This window comes from Pantoea sp. B65 (assembly GCF_047308185.1).
Lineage (GTDB): Bacteria > Pseudomonadota > Gammaproteobacteria > Enterobacterales > Enterobacteriaceae > Erwinia.
In genome coordinates, this window is record NZ_JAHXPU010000027.1 from 42,473 (window position 1) to 64,122 (window position 21,650).

24 protein-coding genes and 1 riboswitch are annotated in these 21,650 nt (G+C 54.8%); of the genes, 13 read left to right on the forward strand and 11 right to left on the reverse strand.

Annotated features, from left to right (window positions below):
* Positions 1–274 precede the first annotated feature (274 nt).
* The 3 genes from JWF83_RS12545 to yvcK all read right to left on the reverse strand — a co-directional run bounded on the left by JWF83_RS12545 (position 275) and on the right by yvcK (position 2,417).
* Positions 275–1,012 (reverse strand): autoinducer binding domain-containing protein, encoded by a 738-nt coding sequence (locus tag JWF83_RS12545; protein ID WP_413650544.1) that lies wholly within the window; start codon positions 1,010–1,012, stop codon positions 275–277.
* A gap of 254 nt (positions 1,013–1,266) precedes the next feature.
* Positions 1,267–1,440: a hypothetical protein gene (locus JWF83_RS12550; protein WP_413650545.1), complete on the reverse strand. Its 174-nt coding sequence runs from the start codon at positions 1,438–1,440 to the stop codon at positions 1,267–1,269.
* Positions 1,441–1,508: 68 nt separating this feature from the next.
* Positions 1,509–2,417: a uridine diphosphate-N-acetylglucosamine-binding protein YvcK gene (gene yvcK, locus JWF83_RS12555; protein WP_413650547.1), complete on the reverse strand. Its 909-nt coding sequence runs from the start codon at positions 2,415–2,417 to the stop codon at positions 1,509–1,511.
* Positions 2,418–2,650: 233 nt separating this feature from the next.
* A riboswitch (molybdenum cofactor riboswitch) is annotated at positions 2,651–2,785 on the forward strand.
* On the opposite strand from yvcK, the gene moaA reads away from it, so the two are divergent.
* From moaA to JWF83_RS12600, 9 genes are all read left to right on the forward strand, one after another.
* On the forward strand, positions 2,772–3,761 hold the full coding sequence (gene moaA / locus JWF83_RS12560) for a GTP 3',8-cyclase MoaA (protein WP_413650724.1): 990 nt from the start codon (positions 2,772–2,774) through the stop codon (positions 3,759–3,761). Its footprint overlaps the riboswitch before it by 14 nt.
* Positions 3,762–3,779: 18 nt before the next feature.
* Positions 3,780–4,295 (forward strand): molybdenum cofactor biosynthesis protein B, encoded by a 516-nt coding sequence (gene moaB / locus JWF83_RS12565; RefSeq protein WP_413650548.1) that lies wholly within the window; start codon positions 3,780–3,782, stop codon positions 4,293–4,295.
* Between the two features lie 3 nt (positions 4,296–4,298).
* Positions 4,299–4,784, forward strand: coding sequence for a cyclic pyranopterin monophosphate synthase MoaC (gene moaC, locus JWF83_RS12570; protein ID WP_413650549.1), 486 nt, complete (start codon positions 4,299–4,301; stop codon positions 4,782–4,784).
* Positions 4,777–5,022: a molybdopterin synthase sulfur carrier subunit gene (gene moaD, locus JWF83_RS12575; RefSeq protein ID WP_413650550.1), complete on the forward strand. Its 246-nt coding sequence runs from the start codon at positions 4,777–4,779 to the stop codon at positions 5,020–5,022. The genes moaC and moaD overlap by 8 nt, the downstream gene beginning before the upstream one ends.
* 1 nt (position 5,023) lies before the next feature.
* Complete coding sequence (moaE, locus tag JWF83_RS12580) at positions 5,024–5,476, forward strand: molybdopterin synthase catalytic subunit MoaE (protein WP_413650551.1); 453 nt, start codon at positions 5,024–5,026, stop codon at positions 5,474–5,476.
* Between the two features lie 146 nt (positions 5,477–5,622).
* Positions 5,623–6,261 carry a TetR/AcrR family transcriptional regulator gene (locus tag JWF83_RS12585; protein ID WP_413650552.1) on the forward strand — a complete coding sequence of 213 codons (639 nt, stop codon included), beginning with the start codon at positions 5,623–5,625 and terminating at the stop codon, positions 6,259–6,261.
* 62 nt (positions 6,262–6,323) lie between these two features.
* On the forward strand, positions 6,324–7,139 hold the full coding sequence (locus JWF83_RS12590) for a CPBP family intramembrane glutamic endopeptidase (protein ID WP_413650553.1): 816 nt from the start codon (positions 6,324–6,326) through the stop codon (positions 7,137–7,139).
* Between the two features lie 94 nt (positions 7,140–7,233).
* On the forward strand, positions 7,234–8,325 hold the full coding sequence (locus JWF83_RS12595) for a DUF1615 domain-containing protein (protein ID WP_413650554.1): 1,092 nt from the start codon (positions 7,234–7,236) through the stop codon (positions 8,323–8,325).
* Between the two features lie 262 nt (positions 8,326–8,587).
* Entirely contained in the window at positions 8,588–9,298 is a 711-nt protein-coding gene (locus tag JWF83_RS12600; RefSeq protein WP_413650555.1) for a Bax inhibitor-1 family protein, read from the forward strand.
* Between the two features lie 42 nt (positions 9,299–9,340).
* Here the strand turns inward: JWF83_RS12600 and JWF83_RS12605 are convergent, their stop codons facing one another.
* From JWF83_RS12605 to JWF83_RS12615, 3 genes are read right to left on the reverse strand one after another with little or no spacing between them, the layout of a single operon-like run.
* On the reverse strand, positions 9,341–10,309 hold the full coding sequence (locus JWF83_RS12605; RefSeq protein ID WP_413650556.1) for a lysylphosphatidylglycerol synthase domain-containing protein: 969 nt from the start codon (positions 10,307–10,309) through the stop codon (positions 9,341–9,343).
* Positions 10,309–11,553 (reverse strand): cardiolipin synthase ClsB, encoded by a 1,245-nt coding sequence (gene clsB, locus JWF83_RS12610; RefSeq protein WP_413650557.1) that lies wholly within the window; start codon positions 11,551–11,553, stop codon positions 10,309–10,311. Before clsB ends, JWF83_RS12605 begins: the two co-directional genes overlap by 1 nt.
* The gene (locus JWF83_RS12615; RefSeq protein WP_413650558.1) at positions 11,550–12,311 is read right to left on the reverse strand and encodes an endonuclease/exonuclease/phosphatase family protein; all 762 of its coding nucleotides are present in this window, start codon (positions 12,309–12,311) and stop codon (positions 11,550–11,552) included. Before JWF83_RS12615 ends, clsB begins: the two co-directional genes overlap by 4 nt.
* A gap of 183 nt (positions 12,312–12,494) precedes the next feature.
* Between JWF83_RS12615 and JWF83_RS12620 the strand changes: the two genes are divergently transcribed.
* Positions 12,495–12,887 (forward strand): YbhQ family protein, encoded by a 393-nt coding sequence (locus JWF83_RS12620; RefSeq protein WP_413650559.1) that lies wholly within the window; start codon positions 12,495–12,497, stop codon positions 12,885–12,887.
* 98 nt (positions 12,888–12,985) lie between these two features.
* Here the strand turns inward: JWF83_RS12620 and JWF83_RS12625 are convergent, their stop codons facing one another.
* Positions 12,986–13,189 carry a hypothetical protein gene (locus JWF83_RS12625; protein WP_413650560.1) on the reverse strand — a complete coding sequence of 68 codons (204 nt, stop codon included), beginning with the start codon at positions 13,187–13,189 and terminating at the stop codon, positions 12,986–12,988.
* A gap of 243 nt (positions 13,190–13,432) precedes the next feature.
* Between JWF83_RS12625 and rhlE the strand changes: the two genes are divergently transcribed.
* Positions 13,433–14,854 carry an ATP-dependent RNA helicase RhlE gene (gene rhlE / locus JWF83_RS12630; RefSeq protein ID WP_413650561.1) on the forward strand — a complete coding sequence of 474 codons (1,422 nt, stop codon included), beginning with the start codon at positions 13,433–13,435 and terminating at the stop codon, positions 14,852–14,854.
* Between the two features lie 133 nt (positions 14,855–14,987).
* Positions 14,988–15,929, forward strand: a complete 942-nt coding sequence (gene dusC, locus JWF83_RS12635; protein WP_413650562.1) for a tRNA dihydrouridine(16) synthase DusC — start codon at positions 14,988–14,990, stop codon at positions 15,927–15,929.
* Here dusC and JWF83_RS12640 read toward each other — a convergent pair.
* A complete protein-coding gene (locus JWF83_RS12640; protein ID WP_413650563.1) occupies positions 15,926–16,888 on the reverse strand; it encodes a D-2-hydroxyacid dehydrogenase family protein in 963 nt (320 codons plus the stop codon). The two genes, dusC and JWF83_RS12640, sit on opposite strands and share 4 nt — an antisense overlap.
* Before the next feature lie 107 nt (positions 16,889–16,995).
* On the opposite strand from JWF83_RS12640, the gene JWF83_RS12645 reads away from it, so the two are divergent.
* Positions 16,996–18,186 carry an MFS transporter gene (locus JWF83_RS12645; RefSeq protein WP_413650564.1) on the forward strand — a complete coding sequence of 397 codons (1,191 nt, stop codon included), beginning with the start codon at positions 16,996–16,998 and terminating at the stop codon, positions 18,184–18,186.
* On the opposite strand, the gene JWF83_RS12650 is transcribed toward JWF83_RS12645, so the two are convergent.
* The 3 genes from JWF83_RS12650 to JWF83_RS12660 all read right to left on the reverse strand — a co-directional run bounded on the left by JWF83_RS12650 (position 18,183) and on the right by JWF83_RS12660 (position 21,614).
* Entirely contained in the window at positions 18,183–19,793 is a 1,611-nt protein-coding gene (locus tag JWF83_RS12650) for an inorganic phosphate transporter (protein ID WP_413650565.1), read from the reverse strand. The genes JWF83_RS12645 and JWF83_RS12650 overlap by 4 nt on opposite strands.
* 86 nt (positions 19,794–19,879) lie before the next feature.
* Positions 19,880–20,410: an AAA family ATPase gene (locus tag JWF83_RS12655; protein WP_413650725.1), complete on the reverse strand. Its 531-nt coding sequence runs from the start codon at positions 20,408–20,410 to the stop codon at positions 19,880–19,882.
* Between the two features lie 82 nt (positions 20,411–20,492).
* Positions 20,493–21,614: a L,D-transpeptidase family protein gene (locus JWF83_RS12660; RefSeq protein WP_413650566.1), complete on the reverse strand. Its 1,122-nt coding sequence runs from the start codon at positions 21,612–21,614 to the stop codon at positions 20,493–20,495.
* Positions 21,615–21,650 lie beyond the last annotated feature (36 nt).

The window sequence follows — 21,650 nt, forward strand, 5'->3', positions numbered from 1 at the left end:
ACATACTCGATTCAAATCCGAATGCCTGGCGTGTCTGCTTTTCATTTTTATGCAGCTTGCGGCTATTTCTGCATGCTGATATGAGGCAACGGTGGTAATCGCGTACCATAGAAGCAGTACGGACATGCCATTCCGGCTGCCACACAAAGTGGTGTCAGGAGAATCGATGTATTCGGGGTGAGTTATTATTTCCAAAATATAGGGTAATCTACTGCCGATAACCTCTATTCTCGTTGCTGCCATGATGCATGATATATTAATGTATTGATTTATATTAATTTGTTTTCTTTACTGGTGGCGCAGAAACAAGCCTGAGTTCGCTACCTAAACTAATGGCATGTTTTGCATTATTGACACCCAGTTTTTTCACAATATTTCCCATATGGAATTTCACTGTACTAACAGAGATGTTAAGGATATGGGAAATTTCTGGATAGGTCTTTCCAATGCTGCACCAGTAAAGTATTTCAGACTCACGGGGCGAGAATATATTTTTATCAATTTTTGCACTGTTATTTTTTTGGTCTTCGCGATAGAGAGAAAACAGCATTTCATGAATATTAATTAAAAGCCCTTGAAGATCATTTTTGTGTTTTTTAACATTATCATCAATATCCACCATTAAAAGTTTGTTAATATAAAGTGATAATAACGCCAGATTGTCATTATGATCATGTAAAACAAAGGTTTGCCCGCTGATAATATTATAAGGTGCCACTGAATTGAAGATGATTGTCCACTGAGAACTAATCATCAGGTTTTCATCCCAGACAAGAGGTGAAACACGATTTAGGGTATTGATAATAACAGGATCTATGCTTTGAAATTTGTTTCTCAAGTAAATATCTGTGAAGTAGTCTTTTAAATCACTGATAACTAATATTTTATCTATATCCTCTTTATCCATTATTGAAAATGCGTAGTGCATCTTACCATATCTCGCCAGCTGTTTTTCCAGGTATTCCTTTATATAATTATTCTTTGCAGTGTCTGAGAAAAAATCTTTATTCATTAATGTATTCCTCCTGCTTTTGGCGTGGCCGCAGTAAATTATCGTTGATGTCGAAGAAGCTGCGCTAAAATTGGCATAAGCAGCCTGGTTGATGCGATTTATTGCGATAATAACAATATTTATTACTATTTTCTAACGGCGGATAAAAATAGTTTAAAATTTGAGATTGCGATCACTTTAAACTCATTGGTAATATGCGGCCGCGCCATGCGGAAAATCCCACTATGACAATTATATAATATTAGAACTATTTCCTAATGAAAAATAAGCCCATATAATAATTGCACTATGTCTTCCCATAGAAAATCATCTGCAAGCCAGCGAATAACCACGGGCTTACTGGAAAGTAACTGACTGGATATCACGCCGGCGGTAAGAATATCGATAACCAGCCAGAGTCCGGAGTATTCAATAAAAGTCGTGCTCATTACGACCATCTTGTCGTGCTGATGGCGACAATCGCTGCTGTCGCCATCAGCGATTGTCGCTAAGACAGTCAGCCAATCGCCTGAATCGCGCGTTCCAGCGCCATGCGCAGCAACTGCCGATCGTGACGGTACTTAATATCCGCCGCTTCCAGCGGTTCGCGGATCAACAGGCGATCTTCCACTCCCTGGATATCACTGTGCGGGCTGATCACTACCGCATCGATCACCTTCTTACCAATATGTTTTTCCATCAGCGCCAGCTTATCGGCCAGCGTCAGACTGGCTGCCGCAGGACTGAGTTCGCGCCCCAGATTGCCAATAAATACCATCGGCGCCGGGGTGCGGCGCAGCGCCTGCGCCATGTCACTCAGTAACAGCACCGGCATCAGGCTGGTATAGAAACTGCCGGGGCCGATGATGATCAGATCGGCTTCCGCAATCGCCTCAATCGCTTCCCGGGTGGCGCTCACCGTCGGCGACAGCATCAACTCCTGCGGCGGCAGCGCCATCTGATCAATATCGGTTTCGCCGTAAGTCAGATGGCCTTCGGCATCCACTGCCACCAGGTCGACCGGCTGTTCTGACATCGGGATCAGAAAAGCATCGACTTTCAGCAAATTGCGGATCAGGTTAATCGCCTCAATCGGCCGCACGCTGAGGTGATCGAGGGCTTTTAGCATCAGGTTGCCGAGATTATGGCCAGAAAGTTCACCGTTGCCGCTAAAGCGGTATTCAAACATGGCCGACGCCACACTGGGTTCGGTAATCAGCTGATTCAGGCAGTTACGCATATCGCCCCAGGCGATACCGCCTTCGGAGCGGCGAATACGTCCGGTGGAGCCGCCATTATCGGTGGTGGTGACGATACCGGTCAGGCGCGAGCCAAGCGGCGACAGTGCCGACATCACCCGGCCTAATCCATGTCCCCCTCCGAGGGCGACGACGCGGTCCAGATCCGCCAGCGTGCGATTACGCATTCACCATAACTCCTTAATATATCCGGGGCGGTACACCGACCGCCGGGTTAACAGCACTAACTGCTTAGCAGGCCATGATCAGGCGCTGCCGGGCTAATTTTGGCGCATTTTACCCGATCGCGCGGCGAAAATCGGCGGAAAATCGTTATATATCATAATATATAGCGAAAAGTGTTGGTGGCATCACTCTGTGGTTAGCGCTAGAATTCACCTCACCATGATTTGCCGCCGCGCGGTAAATTACACTCAAAGCCTTTGTACCTAAGTCCTTGCGATAGGGTGCACTGGCCGTAGCCTTTGAGCTGCCAGGGTGCAGAAAGAAATGACTGCATCTCCCGTATTTGGAAAGGTGTTCTGGTGTTACAGCTTATTGATAATTTTGAGCGCAAGTTTTATTACTTGCGCTTGTCGATCACTGACGTATGCAACTTTCGTTGTACCTATTGCCTGCCCGAAGGCTATAAGCCGCAAGGGATCACCAATAAAAGCTTCCTGTCGCTGGATGAAATCCGGCGCGTTACCCGTGCCTTTGCCGCGTCCGGCACCGAAAAGGTGCGGCTGACCGGCGGCGAACCGACGCTGCGCCGCGATTTCTGCGAGATTATTGCGGCGGTACGGGAAAACAGCGCCATTCGGCAACTGGCGGTCACCACCAATGGCTATCGTCTGGAGCGTGATGTCGCCGCCTGGCGCGACGCCGGTCTGACGGCGCTCAATGTCAGCGTCGACAGTCTTGATGCCCGCCAGTTTCACACCATTACCGGTCAGGACAAATTTCACCAGGTGATGCGCGGCATTGATGCCGCCTTCAGCGCCGGTTTCAGCAAAGTCAAAGTCAATACCGTCCTGATGCGTGATGTTAATCATCATAGCCTGAATACCTTTCTCGACTGGATCCGTACCCGCCCGATTCAACTGCGTTTTATCGAACTGATGGAGACCGGCGACGGCGGTAAGCTGTTTCGCCAGCACCATATCTCCGGTGAAGTGATCCGCGATCGGCTGCTGGCGCGCGGCTGGCAGCAGCAGCCGCGCGCGCGCAGTGATGGTCCGGCGCAGGTCTTTCACCATGCGGACTACCTGGGCGAAATCGGTCTGATCATGCCTTACGAAAAAGATTTTTGTGCCAGTTGTAACCGTCTGCGCGTTTCCGCTGTCGGTAATTTGCATCTCTGTCTGTTTGGCGATAGCGGCGTGTCGCTGCGCGATCTGCTGGTCAGTGACGATCAGCAGCAGGCGCTACAGGCGCGTATTGCCGCCAGCCTGAACAGCAAAAAACAGACGCACTTCCTGCATCAGGGCAACACTGGCATCACTCAGAATCTGTCATTTATTGGTGGCTAACCGGCCTGGAGAAGCGTAATGGACAAACCCAATTCAGAGTTTACAGCAACGGCAATCGCGGTATTAACCGTTTCCGACCATCGTGACGCGTCGAACGACAGTTCCGGCGACTATTTGCGTGAGGCGGTCAGCGAAGCGGGCCACAGCGTGATTGATCACGCGATTGTTCAGGATAATAAGTACCGTATTCGCGCCGTGGTCTCCAGCTGGATCGCCAGTGACGATGTACAGGTCATTCTGATTAATGGCGGCACCGGCTTTAGCGCCGGCAACAGTACCCCGGAAGCGCTGCAGCCGTTGTTTGACCGTGAGATTGAAGGTTTTGGCGAACTGTTCCGCATGGTCTCTTATGAAGATATCGGCAGCGCGACCCTGCAATCGCGCGCCCTGGCCGGTATGGCCAATCAGACGCTAATTTTTGCGGTGCCGGGTTCCGGCAATGCCTGCCGTAGCGCGTGGGAGCGTATTATTGCCGACCAGCTTGATGCCCGCACCCGTCCCTGTAATTTTGTTTCGCATTTGAAGAAGCCGTAAGTTATGTCGCAATTAACCCATATCAACGCCTCGGGCGAGGCACACATGGTAGATGTTTCCGCCAAAGCTGAAACGGTGCGTGAAGCGCGCGCCGAAGCTTATGTGGTGATGCACCCGGATACTCTGCGGATGATTATCGACGGCAGCCATCACAAAGGCGATGTGTTTGCCACCGCGCGCATTGCCGGCATTCAGGCGGCGAAACGTACCTGGGAATTGATCCCGCTCTGCCACCCGTTAATGCTGAGTAACGTTGAAGTGAACTTAAGCGCCGAGCCGCAACAGCACCGTGTACGCATCGAATCCTGCTGCCGTTTAACCGGTAAAACCGGGGTGGAAATGGAAGCGCTGACCGCTGCATCAGTGGCTGCGCTGACCATTTATGACATGTGTAAAGCGGTGCAAAAGGATATCACCATCGATAATCTGCGCCTGCTGAGTAAAAGCGGCGGTAAATCCGGTAATTTTCAGGCGGTGCCCCATGATTAAGGTGCTGTTTTTTGCGCAGGTTCGCGAGCTGGTGGGCGTCCACCAGCTGGAAATAGCGCCAGAGTTTACCAATGTGGAAGCCCTGCGTCTGATGCTGGCCGGTCAGAGCGACCGCTGGTCGCTGGCGCTGGAGTCCGGCCGTCTGCTGGCGGCGGTCAATCAAACGCTGGTGGCGTTGCAGCACCCATTGCAGGATGGCGATGAAGTGGCTTTTTTCCCGCCGGTGACCGGAGGTTAAGATGGAAACCCGCATTCGCGTCGGTCATCAGCCGTTTAATATGGCCGAAGAGTATCAATGGCTGGCCGCCTGTGACGAAGATGGCGCGGTGGTGACCTTTACCGGCAAAGTCCGCAACCACAATCTCGGGGATGATGTTTCCGCACTGACGCTGGAGCACTATCCCGGGATGACGGAAAAAGCGCTGGAAGAGATTGTCGCCGAAGCGCGCCAGCGCTGGCCATTGCAGCGCGTCACCCTGATTCATCGTATCGGCGCACTGTTTCCCGGCGATGAGATTGTGATGGTGGGCGTGACCGGCGCCCACCGCAGCGCCGCCTTTGCCGCTGCCGAATTTATCATGGACTATCTGAAAACCCGTGCGCCATTCTGGAAGCGCGAAGCCACGCCGCAGGGCGACCGCTGGGTCGATGCGCGTGACAGTGATAAACAGGCGGCAAAACGCTGGGAGTAATCATTGACGACGGGTTACTGCCCCGATCCGCGTCACGGACGCCAGCGCGGATAACCGCTGGCATATTGTTTATCATTTCACCTTTTCATTTTTTCCGTTCTCTTCCAGAATATGCATCCTCCCTTCAGATTGACTATTAGCATGCTATGAACCATGAAACCGATCCCTCCGGGCCGCGTAAGGCGCCGGTGCAGGCGCGTTCTATCGCCACCGTTGACGCCATCCTTGATGCGGCGATCCAGGTTTTACTAAAGCAGGGGCTGGCGCGCTGTAATACTACGCGGGTGGCGGAACGTGCCGGCGTGTCGATTGGCTCGCTGTATCAATATTTCCCCAATCGCGAGGCGATGATGGTGGCGGTGCTGGCACGTTATCTTGCTACGGTCGCCAGTCAGCTGGAGCAGGCTTGCGCGGCGGCGCACTATCAGCCGGTCGACCGTATGGCGCAGGCGCTGGTACTGAGCTGGCTGGAGGCTAAATTGTCGCAACCGGCGCTGTCGCGTGCGCTGTATGCGGTGGCGGAGAGCTATGGTAGCCATCCGCGCGTCAGGGCGGCACAGGAGCGTCTACAGGCAGCGGTGCGACAGATGCTAAATACCGCCAGTGACGGTAAGATTAGCCCGCTGCCGGTGGTGACAGTGATGCTGCTCGGCGCGATAAATGGCCCGGTACGGATGTTACTGGAAGGGAGTATCGATCCCGCACAGATCGAGGTTTTCCGTCAGCATCTGATTGTACTGGCCAGCGCTTATCTGCACAGCGTGCTGACCAGATCATCGGAGTGACGGCTGGCGGTATCGCCACTGGCGAAATTTCGCTTTTTCACCGGAATAAAAAAGGATTTTTTATGTGGATGTTACTTGCGGCCTCACTGCTGGTTTCCGGCTTTGATCGCCGGGTTGCTCTATTTCTGTTGCTGGTCGCCACGGTTTGGGCAGGATACAGCGGCGTGCTTCAACCGGCTGGCGTTGGTGTGATGGCGGTGCTGGCGATCATGGCGTTGCTGCTGCATCGCTATCGGCAGATCGGTGCCGTCGCGGTTGGCGCAGAGCTGGGGCTGCTGTTTATTGCCATCAATTTGCTGAGTCATTTCGCCCCCGGTTTTAACAACCTGAGAGTACTGGATCAGGTGCGCGTTGGGGAGATGAGCGCGCCCTTTTCGATGTACTATAATTTTGATAAAGCACTGTTGCCTTTCGTTTTCCTCGCTATTATCCCGTCACTGTTCGCTACCCGCCCGCTACGCCATGCGCAACGTCGGCACTGGCTATTGCTGATTGTCAGTTTGCCTGTGCTGTTACTGCTGGCGACTGTCGCCGGTGGCTTAAAAATTGAAATGCATTTCCCGCAGTGGTTCGGCCAGTTTTTCCTCGCCAATCTGTTTTTTGTCAGCCTGGCGGAAGAGGCGCTGTTTCGTGGCTATTTGCAGCGGCGCCTCAGCCAGCTGATTGGCCCGCTGGCGGGTCTGCTGGCCAGTGCCGTACTGTTTGGCATCAGCCATCTGGCCGGCGGAGCGCTACTGGTGGGCTTTGCCACCGTGGCCGGGGTGATTTATGGGCTGGCGTGGATGTGGAGCGGCCGTTTGTGGGTGGCAACCCTGTTTCATTTTGCCCTGAATCTGCTGCATCTGCTGTTTTTTACTTATCCGGCCTATCGTCCCTGATAGGGTGCCGATACGGAAAAATGGCCTAATCTGATGGATTCATTGCTGTAGGTTAGTTAAGGTGCCTGCAGCATTAAATATCCTGAGGATCTGCATGTTATCTCCATTTTCCCCGCGTGGCATTACGCTGCTGGCCCTGTTGGTGCTGGCAGGTTGTAGCAGTAAAAAAAACATTGCACCGCCGGCGAAAAATCCGGCCGATGTGCAAGCGGAGATCGTCAGGCTGATGCCGGCAAAGGTCAGCAATAAAGCGGCCTGGGCTACGGATATTGCCGCCGCGTTCCGCACGCAGGATATCGAGCCGACGACCAGTAACCTGTGTGCGGTGATGGCGGTCACCGACCAGGAGTCGACCTTTAGTGCCGACGCGGTGGTTCCCGGCTTGCCGGGTATTGCCTGGGGGGAGATCGAGCGCCGCGCCGCGCAACTGCATGTACCGGCATTTGTGGTGCATACGGCGTTACTGATTAAATCGCCGAACGGTAAGAGTTATAGCGAACGTCTCGACAAGGTGCGCAGTGAAAAAGAGCTGAGTGCCATTTTCGATGACTTTATTGAGATAGTGCCGATGGGGCAGAAGCTATTTGGCGATCTGAACCCGGTTCATACCGGCGGGCCGATGCAGGTGAGTATCGCCTTCGCTGAAGCTCATGCCAAAGGTTATCCATACCCGATTGACGGCAGCATTCGTCACGAAGTGTTCAGCCGTCGCGGCGGCATCTGGTTTGGCACCCGCCATCTGCTGGGGTATTCTGCCGGCTATAGCCAGCCGCTGTATCGTTTTGCCGATTTCAATGCGGGCTGGTATGCCAGCCGCAATACGGCGTTTCAGGCGGCAGTGGCGCGCACCAGCGGAATAGCACTGGCGTTGGATGGCGATCTGATTATCTATGGTTCCGATCGGCCCGGCGCGACGGAGCTGGCGGTGCGAACACTGGGTAAACGGCTGGATATCAGTGACCGGGCGATTCGCCAGGCGCTGGAGAAGGGCGATCGCGCAGAATTTGCGCAAACCGATCTTTATCGCGATCTGTTCGCCCTCGCCGATAAAATGGCTGGCAGGCGCGTAGCGCGCGAAGTGTTGCCGGGTATCAAACTGGAAAGCCCGAAAATAACCCGTAATCTGACGACCGCCTGGTTTGCCCACAAAGTGGACAGCCGTTACCAGCAGTGTATGGCACGTTAATCATGCGCTGTGACGTGCCGGCACAGTATTCCCTGGTGTGGCGTGAAGTTATAACCTTATTGACAGAGATAACTTCCTGTCTGAGTGGCTCCGTATTACTCTTTGTATCGGCACGGCAGTGCGCAACTTTAGCTTTATTTTCCGCGGCTGAAGAGAGCAAAACTCAGCGAAATGAATTGTAAAACTGCATTGATAGCTAATTTGCGTCGGGTTGTGCCAAACTTCAAAGGAATCACTTTCACTCAATGCTAAGGAGCACATCATGGATCGATTTCCACGGTCGAACGATTCAATAGTTCAGCAGACGAGCACCGCACTACAAACCTATATGGCCCAGGTGTATGGCTGGATGACCTGCGGCCTGCTACTGACGGCATTTGTCTCCTGGTTTGCCGCTAATACGCCGGCAGTGATGGAGCTGGTGTTTGCCAACCGCATTACTTTTTTTGGTCTGATTATTGTGCAGCTGGGGGTGGTTTTTGTGCTGTCCGGGATGGTGCATAAACTCAGCGGCGCGCTGGCCACCGGGCTGTTTATGCTCTATTCGGCGCTGACCGGCCTGACGCTGGCCAGTATTTTCCTTGTCTACACTTACTCCTCGATTGCCAGTACCTTTTTTATCACTGCCGGGATGTTCGGCGCGATGAGTTTCTGGGGTTACACCACCAAACGCGATCTGAGCGGAATGGGCAGCATGCTGTTTATGGCGCTGATCGGGATTCTGCTGGCGTCGCTGGTGAATATCTGGCTGAAAAGCAGCGCCCTGATGTGGGCGGTGACCTATATCGGCGTGGTGGTGTTTGTCGGCCTGACCGCTTATGACACCCAGAAGCTGAAAAATATCGGCGAAGGGATTAATGTCGATGACAAAGAGAATCTGCGTCGTTTCTCGATTATGGGGGCGCTGACGCTTTATCTGGATTTTATCAACCTGTTCCTGATGTTACTGCGTATTTTCGGCAATCGTCGCTAAATGTGAAGCAGGGGGACGGCGTAGTACGCCGTCCCCCTGCGATCAGGCTGATGACCCGCGATCCAGCTGATTCTTTTTTCGCAGCGCGCTGGCGCGTCCTTCCAGCCACAAATAGAGCAGCAGCGCCAGCAGCAGCGGGGCGATAAAATAGATCACCCGATAGGCCAGCAGCGCGGCGATAATCGCGCCATGCGAGGCATGGTGACCGCTTAATAGCGCAAGGAACACCGCTTCCAGTACGCCAATCCCTGCCGGAATATGAATAATTACCCCGGCAATACTGCTGATAAGCAGTACCCCGAGCACCAGCGGATAATCCACCTTTTGCGCCAGCAGCAGCCAGATAATGGCGCCCATCACCATCCAGTTAGCGCTGGAGACAGCAAACTGAAACAGCGCCATACGCAGGGACGGCAGCACCAGCTTGTGTCCTTTTACTGTCCAGTGTCGGCGTTTTGAGAAGGCGCTCAGGCCAAGATACAGCAGCACCAACGCCAGCAGTCCTGCGCCGATAATACGTAGCGTGCCCTCACCGATAAACCAGCCGGCAGGAATCGGCACCATTCCGCTGCTAAACACCACGCCAGCCAGCAAAATATAGCCGAGCCAGTTGGTGGCAATACTCAGGGAGAAGATGCGCGTAATTGTGCTGCCGGAGAGCCCCAGACGGGAATAGAGACGGTAACGCATCGCCACGCCGCCCACCCAGGTACTGAGCGTCAGGTTAAAGGCGTAGCAGATAAACGATACCAGCATCACCTGACGCTTCGCCAGTTTATGGCTACACCAGGCGCGGCCAATCAGGTCATACAGGCCATAGGTCAGATAGCTGACTACCACCAGCGCCAGCGCCAGCAAAATAGTGGTGCGGTTGTAGTTAATAATCACTTCACCGACATCTTGCCAGTTTACCTTTCCGGCATAGATCGCCAGCAGGGCGATCACCGCAATAAAAAACAGCCACGTCAGCGCTTTTTTAAGCCGCGTCCGGGCAGGATGAGCTTTCGACATCAGGATTTAGCCCCCGGATTATCGGTTTCAACCCGGTCCTGGGTCTCCATTTCCGGCTGTACCGGCGGTTCCACCAGCGCCAGTTTCGGCGTATGGGCCGGCAGCCAACCGGCAATCGCCGGAAAGTGGCGTAAAAAGTGAAACACCAGCACGCTTTTGCTTAACTGCCACCAACTGCGTTTCGGCAGCTTGCTGCCGTCGACGCGCTGACAGTCGCGCGCGATTAACCCTTGCAGGTTGTCGCGCAGCAGCTGGTTAAATTGGCGATCGTGAATAATCAGGTTGGCTTCCAGGTTGAGCGACAGGCTGAGGGGATCGAGATTGCTCGAGCCGACGGTGGCCCACTGCTGATCCTTGACGGCGATTTTACCGTGCAGCGGCCGACGGATGTACTCATAGACCTCCACCCCGGCATCCAGCAGATAGTTATACAGCAACTCCGCCCCAACCTTGACGATTGGCATATCCGGCTCCCCCTGCACAATCAGCTTAACTTTTACTCCGCGCCGGGCGGCATTGCGCATTTCACGCAGCAGGCGGTAGCCGGGGAAGAAATAGGCATTGGCGATAATCACATCCTGTTGCGCGCTGCGCAGCATATCCATGTAGTGCTGTTCGATATCGTCGCGATGCTGATCGTTATCACGCCAGACAAACAGCGCCTGGGCATCGCCCGGCGTGTTGTTGTGCGCCGGGCGGTGGGAGCGGTGGCCCCACCAGCGGCGTGTGATCTGCTGGCTGCCGATCTCCTGCTGCACATAGCGGGTAATATCCGCGACAACCGGCCCTTTTACCTCCACGGCATAGTCCTGCTTGGCTTGTGCGCCATAGCTGCTGTTATGCTCCTCAGAGAAGTTAATCCCGCCGACGAAGGCTATCTCGCCATCTGCCACCACGATTTTACGATGCAGACGGCGAAACACATTGGTGCGCATACCGAACACCAGCGGACGGGGATCGTAATAGATAAAACGCACCCCGGCGGAGGTCAGACTGTGTACATAGTTATCCGACAGATCCGCTGAGCCGTAGCCATCGACCATGATTTCAATTTTCACGCCGCGCTGTGCGGCTGCCAGCAACTCGCCATGCAGCTCATTGCCCACGGCATCTTCAAACAGAATAAAGGTTTCCAGTAGCAGACTCTGTTCTGCCCGGCGGATCGCGCCGTAGACCCGCGGGAAAAACGCTTCGCCATTTTCCAGCAACCGGATGCGGTTGCCATCGCGCCATTGCATATTCATAGATGGATCTCCACTGCCAGTGGCGCATGATCGGAGAGATGGGACCAGGGTTTGCGCGGCAGCGCCTGAGGATGACTGGCACTGGCGTTGCGCACATAGATGCGATCCAGACGCAACAACGGGAAACGTGCCGGGAAGGTGCGTGCCGGCCGGCCGGTTTCACGGCTGAACACCTCTTCCAGACCGGCGCATTGCAGCAGCCGCTGATTGGCTCGTTGCTGCCAGTCATTGAAGTCTCCGGCGACCACCACCGGCGCATCGGCCGGCAGCGAACGCAATAATTCACACATCATCTCCATCTGCGCATTGCGGTGCGCATCGCGCAATCCAAGGTGAACGCAGATCACATGCAGAGTAATATCACGGTCGGGCACCTGTAGCTTGCAATGCAGCATGCCGCGCTTTTCACTGTCGGCAACGGAAATATCCAGATTTTCGTAAGCGGCGATCGGGAAACGTGACAGTACGGCGTTGCCATGGTGACCTTCGGGATAAACGGCATTACGGCCATAGGCATAATCATTCCACATGGTATCGGCAAGAAATTCGTAATGAGGGGTATCAGGCCAGTTATTAACGTTCAGCAGATGCGTTTCATGGGTGCCCATCACTTCCTGTAACAGAACAATATCTGCGGCGGTGGCGCGCACTGCTTCGCGCAGTTCTGGCAGAATAAAACGCCGGTTTAAGGCGGTAAAACCCTTGTGAGTGTTAATCGTCAGGACTTTAAATGAAAATCCTTGCGCATTTTGTGACATACTGTGTGCGCTCTCCTTTTCGTTTTGTTAAGGATAAAGTGTAGTCTTTGTCACAAAAGAGTGCCGATATGAGCGGTAATTTGCGGCATTATCCGAAAATTGCGTTAGTCTGAGAGAATTCGTCACCGGCACCTGCCGGTAACAGCTTGGGCGACCTTTCGTTGGGTCTGCCAGGAGAAGAAGATGAAATGGTCGAACCGTATACAGATTGTCACCGGACAAACCTGCGTACATATTTCACTGCATCTGTTGCTTATCGCTGCCCTGGTATTGGGCTGGAAGCATCAGGCGCTTATCCAGGTCAGTATGGTGTTACTGGCGATGTACAGTAGTGTATTCATCGCCATGATGCTGACCCAGCGCACGCCGCGCCTGCGTAACCTCGGGGACTTCCTTGAGGATGTGACTACCACTTACTACTTCGGCGCCGCGATGCTGGTGTTGTTACTGCTGTCACGAGTTATTCACAATAACCTGCTGCTGGGCGGTATTGGCGTACTGATGCTGGCCGGGCCGGCACTGGTCTCGCTACTGGCGAAAGAGCCGGGGCGAGCCGCGGCGAAAAAGCGCAGCTGAAGGCGGCGCGGAAAAAGAGGCTGAGCGATCGGCCTCTTTTTTTTGTCTTAAAAAAAGTTTGTTATTACTTTTTCATCTGAATAAATTTCCTTCCCCGGCTATTTCCTGGCGCGCATCTGCCTGGCTATGACCAGCAGCAGATTGCGCAAATCCTTTATCCCGACCGGCAATTCGGACCACTGGCGCTGTGTATTACCCGTGCCAGCCAGGCAGATGAGCAACCGCCGGATCAGGAAGTACGGCACGGGATGAATGTGGTGTACTGGCGGCGGCGGCAATTTAACTACATGCTCATTGGTCATAAAACGCCGCCAGCGCTACAACAGCTGGCCGCGCAGCTGCGCGCGCGGGTGTAAGTTTTTGTACATATTACGCGCTGCTGGCAGAAGAATTAGGGAGTTGGCACGGGTGATGTTACAATCCGAAGCTTACGCACCGTAGTTTGTGCCCCCCTTTCAAACGTCAGGCTTGCCTGGCGTCAAGTTATCCCCCTGGAAACTGCACCGTTGAACACGGTCAGGGCGGACCCGGAGTTACTTTAATTTATGTCATTTGATTCTCTCGGCCTGAGTGCCGACATTCTGCGCGCTGTTGAAGAGCAGGGCTACCGTGAACCTACCCCAATTCAGCGTCAGGCGATCCCGGTCGTGCTGTCCGGTCGTGACCTGATGGCCAGTGCGCAAACCGGTACCGGTAAGACTGCCGGCTTCACCCTGCCATTGCTGCAGATTTTAACCAACAGCAATCCCCATGCCAAAGGGCGTCGCCCGGTACGCGCGTTGATCCTGACCCCCACCCGTGAACTGGCGGCGCAGGTCGGCGAAAACGTCAGCGAGTACAGCAAGTATCTGAATATTCGTTCAATGGTGGTATTTGGCGGCGTCAGCATTAACCCGCAGATGATGAAATTGCGCGGTGGCGTAGATGTGCTGGTGGCAACCCCTGGCCGTCTGCTCGATCTTGAACATCAGAATGCGGTTGACCTTTCCCACATTGAAGTGCTGGTGCTCGACGAAGCGGACCGTATGCTGGATATGGGCTTTATCCACGATATCCGACGCGTACTGGCCAAATTACCGGCAAAACGTCAGAATCTGCTGTTCTCCGCGACCTTCTCCGATGAGATTAAAGGGCTGGCTGAAAAACTGCTGACCAATCCGGAACAGGTGTCAGTAGCACGTCGTAACACGGCTTCCGAGCAGGTGACGCAGCATGTGATGTTTGTTGATAAGAAACGTAAACGCGAACTGCTCTCCTTCCTGATTGGTCGCGATAACTGGCAGCAGGTGTTGGTATTTACCCGTACCAAACACGGCGCTAACCATCTGGCCGAGCAGCTGAATAAAGATGGTATTACCTCGGCCGCTATCCACGGTAATAAAAGCCAGGGCGCACGTACGCGCGCACTGAGTGATTTTAAAGAGGGCGGCATTCGCGTGCTGGTGGCGACGGATATTGCCGCGCGTGGGCTTGATATCGAAGAGCTGCCGCATGTGGTCAACTATGAGCTGCCTAACGTACCGGAAGATTATGTACACCGTATTGGCCGTACCGGTCGCGCTGCCGCCACCGGCGAAGCGCTGTCGCTGGTGTGCGTCGACGAACATAAACTGCTGCGTGATATTGAGCGCGTGCTGAAGCGTGAAGTGCCACGCAGCGCGGTGGAAGGCTATGAGCCTGACCCAAGCATCAAAGCTGAGCCGATCCAGAATGGTCGCGGTGCAGGCGGTGGCGGCGGTCGTGGCGGTAATGGCGCTGGTCGTGGCCGCGCGCCTGCTCAGGGACCTCGCGGTCAGAGCAGCGAACGCAGCGCCGCTAACGGCGAGCGTAGCCAGGGTAACGCTCAGCGTCGCCAGGGCGCGGCTCCTGCCGCTCGTGGCGGTAAACCAGCCGGTAGCAAACCGTCTGGCGCGCCACGTGCTAATGTCACCCGCCAGCGTCGTTCGAACCCGTCAAATAACGGCTAATCACCGTCTGCAGGCGGCGCATTAATGCGCCGCCTGTCATTCTCTGCGACCGCAGATATTACCGCGTTATCCCTGTTTCACATCTTCGCGAAAACCCTTAAACTTGCGCCTCAATTTCTGTGAGTGAAAAAGCATGCGGGTTTTACTGGCGCCAATGGAAGGGGTTCTCGACTCTCTGGTTCGTGAGCTGCTAACCGGGGTTAATGATTATGATCTCTGTATCACCGAGTTTCTGCGGGTGGTCGATCAGCTATTGCCGGAAAAATCCTTCTATCGTCTCTGCCCGGAACTCCGTTACGCCAGCCGTACGCCGTCAGGTACCCGCGTGCGCGTGCAACTGCTCGGACAGTACCCGGAATGGCTGGCGGAAAATGCCGGGCGGGCGGTGGCGCTTGGCTCATGGGGGGTCGATCTTAACTGCGGCTGTCCTTCGAAACTGGTCAATGGCAGCGGCGGCGGCGCCACTTTGCTGAAAGATCCTGAGCTGATCTATCGCGCGGCCAGAGCGATGCGTCAGGCGGTGCCGGATCATTTACCGGTGACGGTAAAAGTGCGATTGGGCTGGGATTCCGGCGATCGTCAGTTTGAAATTGCTGATGCGGTACAGCAGGCTGGCGCCACGGAACTGGCGGTACATGGCCGGACCAAAGAGGATGGCTATAAAGCCGAACGCATTAACTGGCGGGCGATTGCTGATATTCGTCAGCGGCTGACGATTCCGGTGATCGCCAATGGCGAAATCTGGGACTGGCAAAGCGCGCAGGATTGTCTGGCTGTCACTGGCTGTGATGCGCTGATGATTGGTCGTGGCGCGCTAAATGTGCCGAATCTGAGCCGGGTGATTAAGTATAATGAACCGCGTATGGCGTGGCCGGCGGTGGTGCGGCTGCTGCAACAATACAGCCAGCTGGAGAAGCAGGGCGATACCGGTCTGTACCATGTGGCGCGCATTAAGCAGTGGCTTGGCTATCTGCGCAAAGAGTATAGCGAAGCCAGTGAGCTGTTTAGCCAGATCCGCGCGCTGAAGCGTTCAGCGGAGATCGCTGCGGTGATCCAGCAAGTTGTGACTGATTAATTTATCCGCCGTACCGGCTGCTGGTTTAGCCATGCGCTGATATTTTCCAGCGCCTGGGCATAGTAGCGCTGATAGTTACTGTCGCTGACATAACCCAGATGCGGCGTGGCCAGCAGATTGGGCAACTGGCGATATTCGTCATCTTCCGGCAGCGGTTCCTGTTCAAACACGTCGATACCCGCGCCGGCAATCACGCCATTTTTTAAGGCGCTGGCTAAAGCGTGCGGCGCGATCAGTCCGGCCCTTGAGGTATTGATCAGATAAGCCGTGGGTTTCATCGCAGAAATATCCGCCCGGGTGAGAAGGCCGCGGGTGGTTTCTGACAACACCATATGCAGCGTAACAAAATCACTTTGCGCCAGTAGCGCGCGTTTATCCGCACAGTAGTCAGCCTCCGCCGCCGCGGCGCGCGCTGGCGTCAGCCCCGGACTCCAGGCAGAAACCTGCATACCAAAGGCGCTGGCGATAGCGGCGACCCTGGTGCCGATTTTCCCCAGCCCGATAATCCCCAGACGTTTACCAGCAAGGGTGGTCCCCAGCGTCTGTTGCCAGCGGCCGCCGTTTCTGAAGGCGTTATTCTCCTGCACAATATGACGTGCCAGCCCGAGCATCAGTGCCCAGGTCAGTTCAACCGGCGGTTCAGAGCCACTGTCGGTACCACAAATCACCACTCCTTGCTGGCTGGCGGCGGCGATGTCGATGGCAGCATTACGCATGCCGGAGGTAATCAGCAGCTTCAGCGCAGGCAACCGGGCAATCAGCTGACGATCGAAGCGGGTTCTTTCGCGCATGATGATCACAATGGCGGCATCTTTTAGCGTGGCAATAAGCCTGGCGCGATCGGCAATATGCTCAGTGACCACCGAAACCGTTACGCGATCGCTGATAGCGTCCCAGTTGGCAAGTTTTAGCGCAACGTCCTGATAATCATCAAGGATGACACATTTTATCTGACTCATAACCCTCCGGTAACGACGCCGATTATTTCGCAACAATCTTCACGAGATCTCTTAGCATGCTATGCGTATTATAGGGCTTCAATTGTATACCGCGAAACGGCTTTACCATGTCCTCTACAGCAGCGCTAAGTAACACCCAGCTTAATCAGCGTATTATCTCGGTGATTGTGTTCACCTTTTTTTGCTATCTCTCGGTTGGCTTACCGCTGGCGGTATTGCCGGGTTTTGTACATAACCAGCTCGGTTACAGCTCCTTTATTTCCGGTTTAATTATTAGCATTCAGTATTTCGCCACCCTGATCAGTCGTCCACAGTCCGGACGTCTGGCTGATATGCTGGGGCCAAAACGCGTAGTGATGCTGGGGCTGGTATGCTGCGGCATGAGCGGCGTCTTGACCATTGTGGCGATGCTGACTCAGGGGCAGCCGTGGCTAAGCCTGCTGTTGCTGGCGGTGGGACGGGTATTCCTCGGCGTCGGCGAGAGTTTCACCAGTACCGGTTCCACTTTATGGGGCATCAATGTGGTTGGCTCGTTACAAACCGCGCGGGTGATTTCATGGAACGGAGTGGCCACTTATCTGGCGATGGCGATTGGTGCGCCACTGGGGGTGATGCTGAACCAGCTGTTTGGTCTTGCCGGATTTGCCACGCTGATTGTGCTGATGGGGGTAGCCGGATTCTGGATGGCCGGCAAGAAACCGGCCATCCGGGTTACGGTCGCCAGCCGCACGCCCTTTCATCAGGTGTTCTCGCGCGTCTGGCTGTATGGCCTGGCTCTGGGGCTGGGCACTATCGGTTTTGGCGTGATTGCCACCTTTATCACTCTCTATTACGCCAGCAACGACTGGAGCGGCGCGGCCTTTGCTCTGACGCTGTTCAGCCTCGGTTTTATCACCATCCGGCTGGCGTTCAGCAGTTATATTACCCGCTTTGGCGGCCTGAAGGTTTCGCTGGTCTCTTTCCTGATTGAGGGGATGGGGTTATTAATTATCTGGCAGGCCAGTTCGCCATGGCTGGTCGACCTCGGCGCCTTTATGACTGGCGGCGGTTTCTCGCTGGTATTCCCGGCGCTTGGTGTGGAAGCGGTAAAGCAGGTACTGCCGCAGAGTCAGGGCAGTGCGCTGGGCACCTATTCCGCGTTCCTTGATTTGGGATTGGGACTAACCGGCCCGGTTGCCGGGATATTAATCGGCTACCAGGGGATGCAGTCTATCTGGCTGGCGGCGGCGCTGGTGGTGTTACTGGCGTTGCTGATAATCCTGCGGATGCTGAACCTGCCGCAGAAAGCCCCGGTCTAAATCTGGCTAAACAGCCAGTAAAGCAGGGCTGAAAGCAGCACCGATACCGGCAGGGTTAACAACCAGGCACAGGCCAGATTGCGCAAGGTCGCCAGCTGCAGGCCGGAATGGTTTGCCGCCATGGTTCCCGCCACCCCGGAAGAGAGCACATGGGTGGTGGAAACCGGCAGGCCGAAGGCATCAGCGGCGCCGATGGTGGCCATGGCCACTAATTCCGCGCTTGCCCCCTGCGCATAACTCAGATGGGACTTACCAATCTTCTCGCCGACGGTGACCACAATCCGGCGCCAGCCCACCATAGTGCCGAGACCGAGCGCAATCGCCACCACCACTTTGACCCAGAACGGGATATAACGCGTGGCGCGATCCAGCTCTTTTTTCATCGCCGTCAGATTCTGTCGCGTGTCGGCCGGCAATGTAAGCTGGCTGTTTTTGAGTAATTTAATACTCTCCGACGCCAGATACATATCATTACGGGTATTGGCTACCGCCTGTGCCGGAATATTATCCAGATCGCCATAATGGTGGATTTCAGCACCAATCGATCCGATTAGCTGCGCCAGTGCCGGCATCACTGACGGCAGTGTTTCCCCGCTGGCGACATAAGCGGTTAATACCGAGCGTGGGGCATCCATTTGCGCCGGCGGCGGAAACTGCTGCAGCAGCTGGCGCTGGGTCTGGCTGGCCAGCGCGGCCACCTGCGGGATCTGTCCGGGCGGAATGGAACGGTTAAGCGCATAGGCAATCGGCATGCTGCCGACCAGAATCAGCATAATCAGCCCCATGCCTTTTTGCCCGTCGTTAGATCCATGCGCAAATGAGACGCCAGTGCAGGTGAGGATCAGCATCCCGCGGATCCACAACGGCGGCGGCCTGTTACCCTCCGGCGCCTGATACAGCTGGCGATTACGGATAAACAGCTTCAGCAGCAGCAACAGTAAGCCGGCGGCGATAAAACCGATTAACGGTGATAATAGCAAGGCGTAGCCTACGGTCAGCGCCTGATCCCAGTCGACGCCGCTGGTGCCGCTGTGACCGTGGATCAGGGCGTTGGCGACGCCGACGCCAATAATTGAACCTATCAGCGTATGCGAAGAAGAGGAGGGGAGCCCCAGCCACCAGGTGCCAAGATTCCAGATAATCGCCGAGAACAGCAGGGCGTAAATCATGGCAAAACCCTTGCCGCTGCCCGCCTGCAGAATCAGTTCTACCGGCAATAGCGAAATGATGCCAAATGCCACAATGCCGCTGGAGAGCATTACGCCAAGAAAGTTAAAAAAGCCGGACCATAACACGGCAAAAGTGGGGGGCAGCGAGTGGGTGTAGATCACGGTGGCTACCGCGTTGGCGGTATCGTGAAAGCCGTTGACGAATTCAAAACCTAAGGCAATTAACAGCGCCAGCCCCAGTAACAGAAATGGAATATAGCTGATACCGGTGACGCCGGCATCCTGCACGTCGTTAAACAGGTTAACCCCGGCAAAGGCGATGCCCAGCACCAGCAGCAGAATAAACAGCAGCATCGATGAACGGCTGGTTTTTGCGTAAATATTCGGTCGTCCGGCGGCGGCCGGGCTAAGCGAAGAGACTGCGTTTTGTTGACTCATCACACCCCCCATTTGTCTGCAATCCGACACCGGTATCTGAGCTTTATTACGCGGTTTTTATGACAAAGAGATGATAAATAGCGGGGTTACTTTTTTAATCCGGCAATAAATTCGCGGCTCATTTGTGGTGAGGTCAGACGAATGAAACGCAGATGCTGATAGCGTGGGTCGCTGAGCAGCGCCTGATAGCGCTGGCGATTATGGCGCCAGGTTTTTATCGTCCACAGGATAATTGAGTCGCGACTCAGGAAGCTTTTGCGAAAGCTTTCCCGACAGTGAGTACCCGGCCAGAGTTCCTGCTGGTGCCACGAACGGCTAATGGCGCGGCGGATGGCCTGATACAGGGTACGCAGAAAACCATAATCGACCCAGACGATGGTGTCGATATCCCGCCATTTAATCGCCTGAGTACGCTTATAGTTGCCATCCAGCACCCAGCCCGGCTGCTGCAGCGCCTGCTCCAGCCGGGCAAACAACTGTTCGTCGCTGCTTTCACCCCAGTCCCGCTGCCAGAAGAGCGCGTCCATTTCGATATAGGGCAGATCCAGTTGCCGGGCAATGGCGCGCGCAAGGGTAGATTTACCGCTGCCGCTGGTGCCAATAACATTGATTTTCACCATTTATCTCCGTTTCCGCTGGGGATATTTAACCATAAAAAAACGGGCCATAGTGGCCCGTTGTTACCGACAGCAGTGAAACTTAGAACTTGCTGTTAGTCGTGGCAGCCGCGTCTGCCGGTTGTTCAGTACTGGTCTGCTGCGGCTGGGTTTCCGCCTGAGCCGCTTCCGGCGTTGCCACGGCAGCGCCCTCAGTGGTGGCTGGCGTCATCGCCTGCTCCTGCGGTACCGCACCTGCCGCTTCCGGGGTCGCGACCGGTGCAGATTCACCATTCTCAACCAGGCCGGTGATCTTCGTCGGCATACCGGAGCGGGCTTTCAGGGCTGCGTCCATTTCGCTCTGATTTACTGTCGCATCAACCACCACTTTGCTTACCGCCGGGGTAATCGCAATTGGCACCGGTTCGCGCGAGTTAAACTGCTCTTCGGTCTGCGACAGCGGGTTGTGGATCTCCACATAGCGTGAACCATCAGGCTCGACGCTGGCTTTCATCGGCTGGTTGATAAACTGAACGCGGGTACCGACCGGCACATTGTCGAACAGCCATTTGATATCCTGAGCACGCAGACGAACACAACCGTGGCTTACACGCAGGCCGATACCAAAGTTGGCATTGGTGCCGTGGATGGCATACAGGCGGCCAATATAGAGCGCATACAGGCCCATCGGGTTATCCGGACCTGCCGGGAACACCTCAAGCAGTTTCTCACCACGAGACGCATACTCTTCATGCATCTTCTTGGTCGGCGTCCAGGTCGGGCCGTCTTTTTTATGCTGCACACTGGTCACCCAGTCCATCGGTGTATCTTTACCTAACTCACCGATACCGATTGGCAGCACCACAACGGTGTTGGTGCCTTTGGGATAGTAGTAAAGACGCATTTCAGCGCTGTTGATCACAATACCTTCGCGTGGCGCGTCAGGCAGAAGCAACTGATGCGGGATGGTTAATTTACTGCCAGCCTGCGGCAGATAAACATCCACGCCAGGGTTAGCTTCCAGCAGGTTGCTGAGACCCATTTGGTACTGCGCAGCAAACGCCTCCAGCGGCAATTTGCTGTCTTGTGGAACGGTAATTTCCAGGTTTTCTCCAATCAACCGGCTATTTTTGGCCGGCAGCGGATAAACCACAGCAAAAGCAGAGTGGCTTAACGCCGCAAATGCCAGTGCCAGTGTGACGAACGCGCGAATGCTCTTTTTCATAATTTTTCAGGTGTTAGCGCCTTAGCAGGCAGTTAG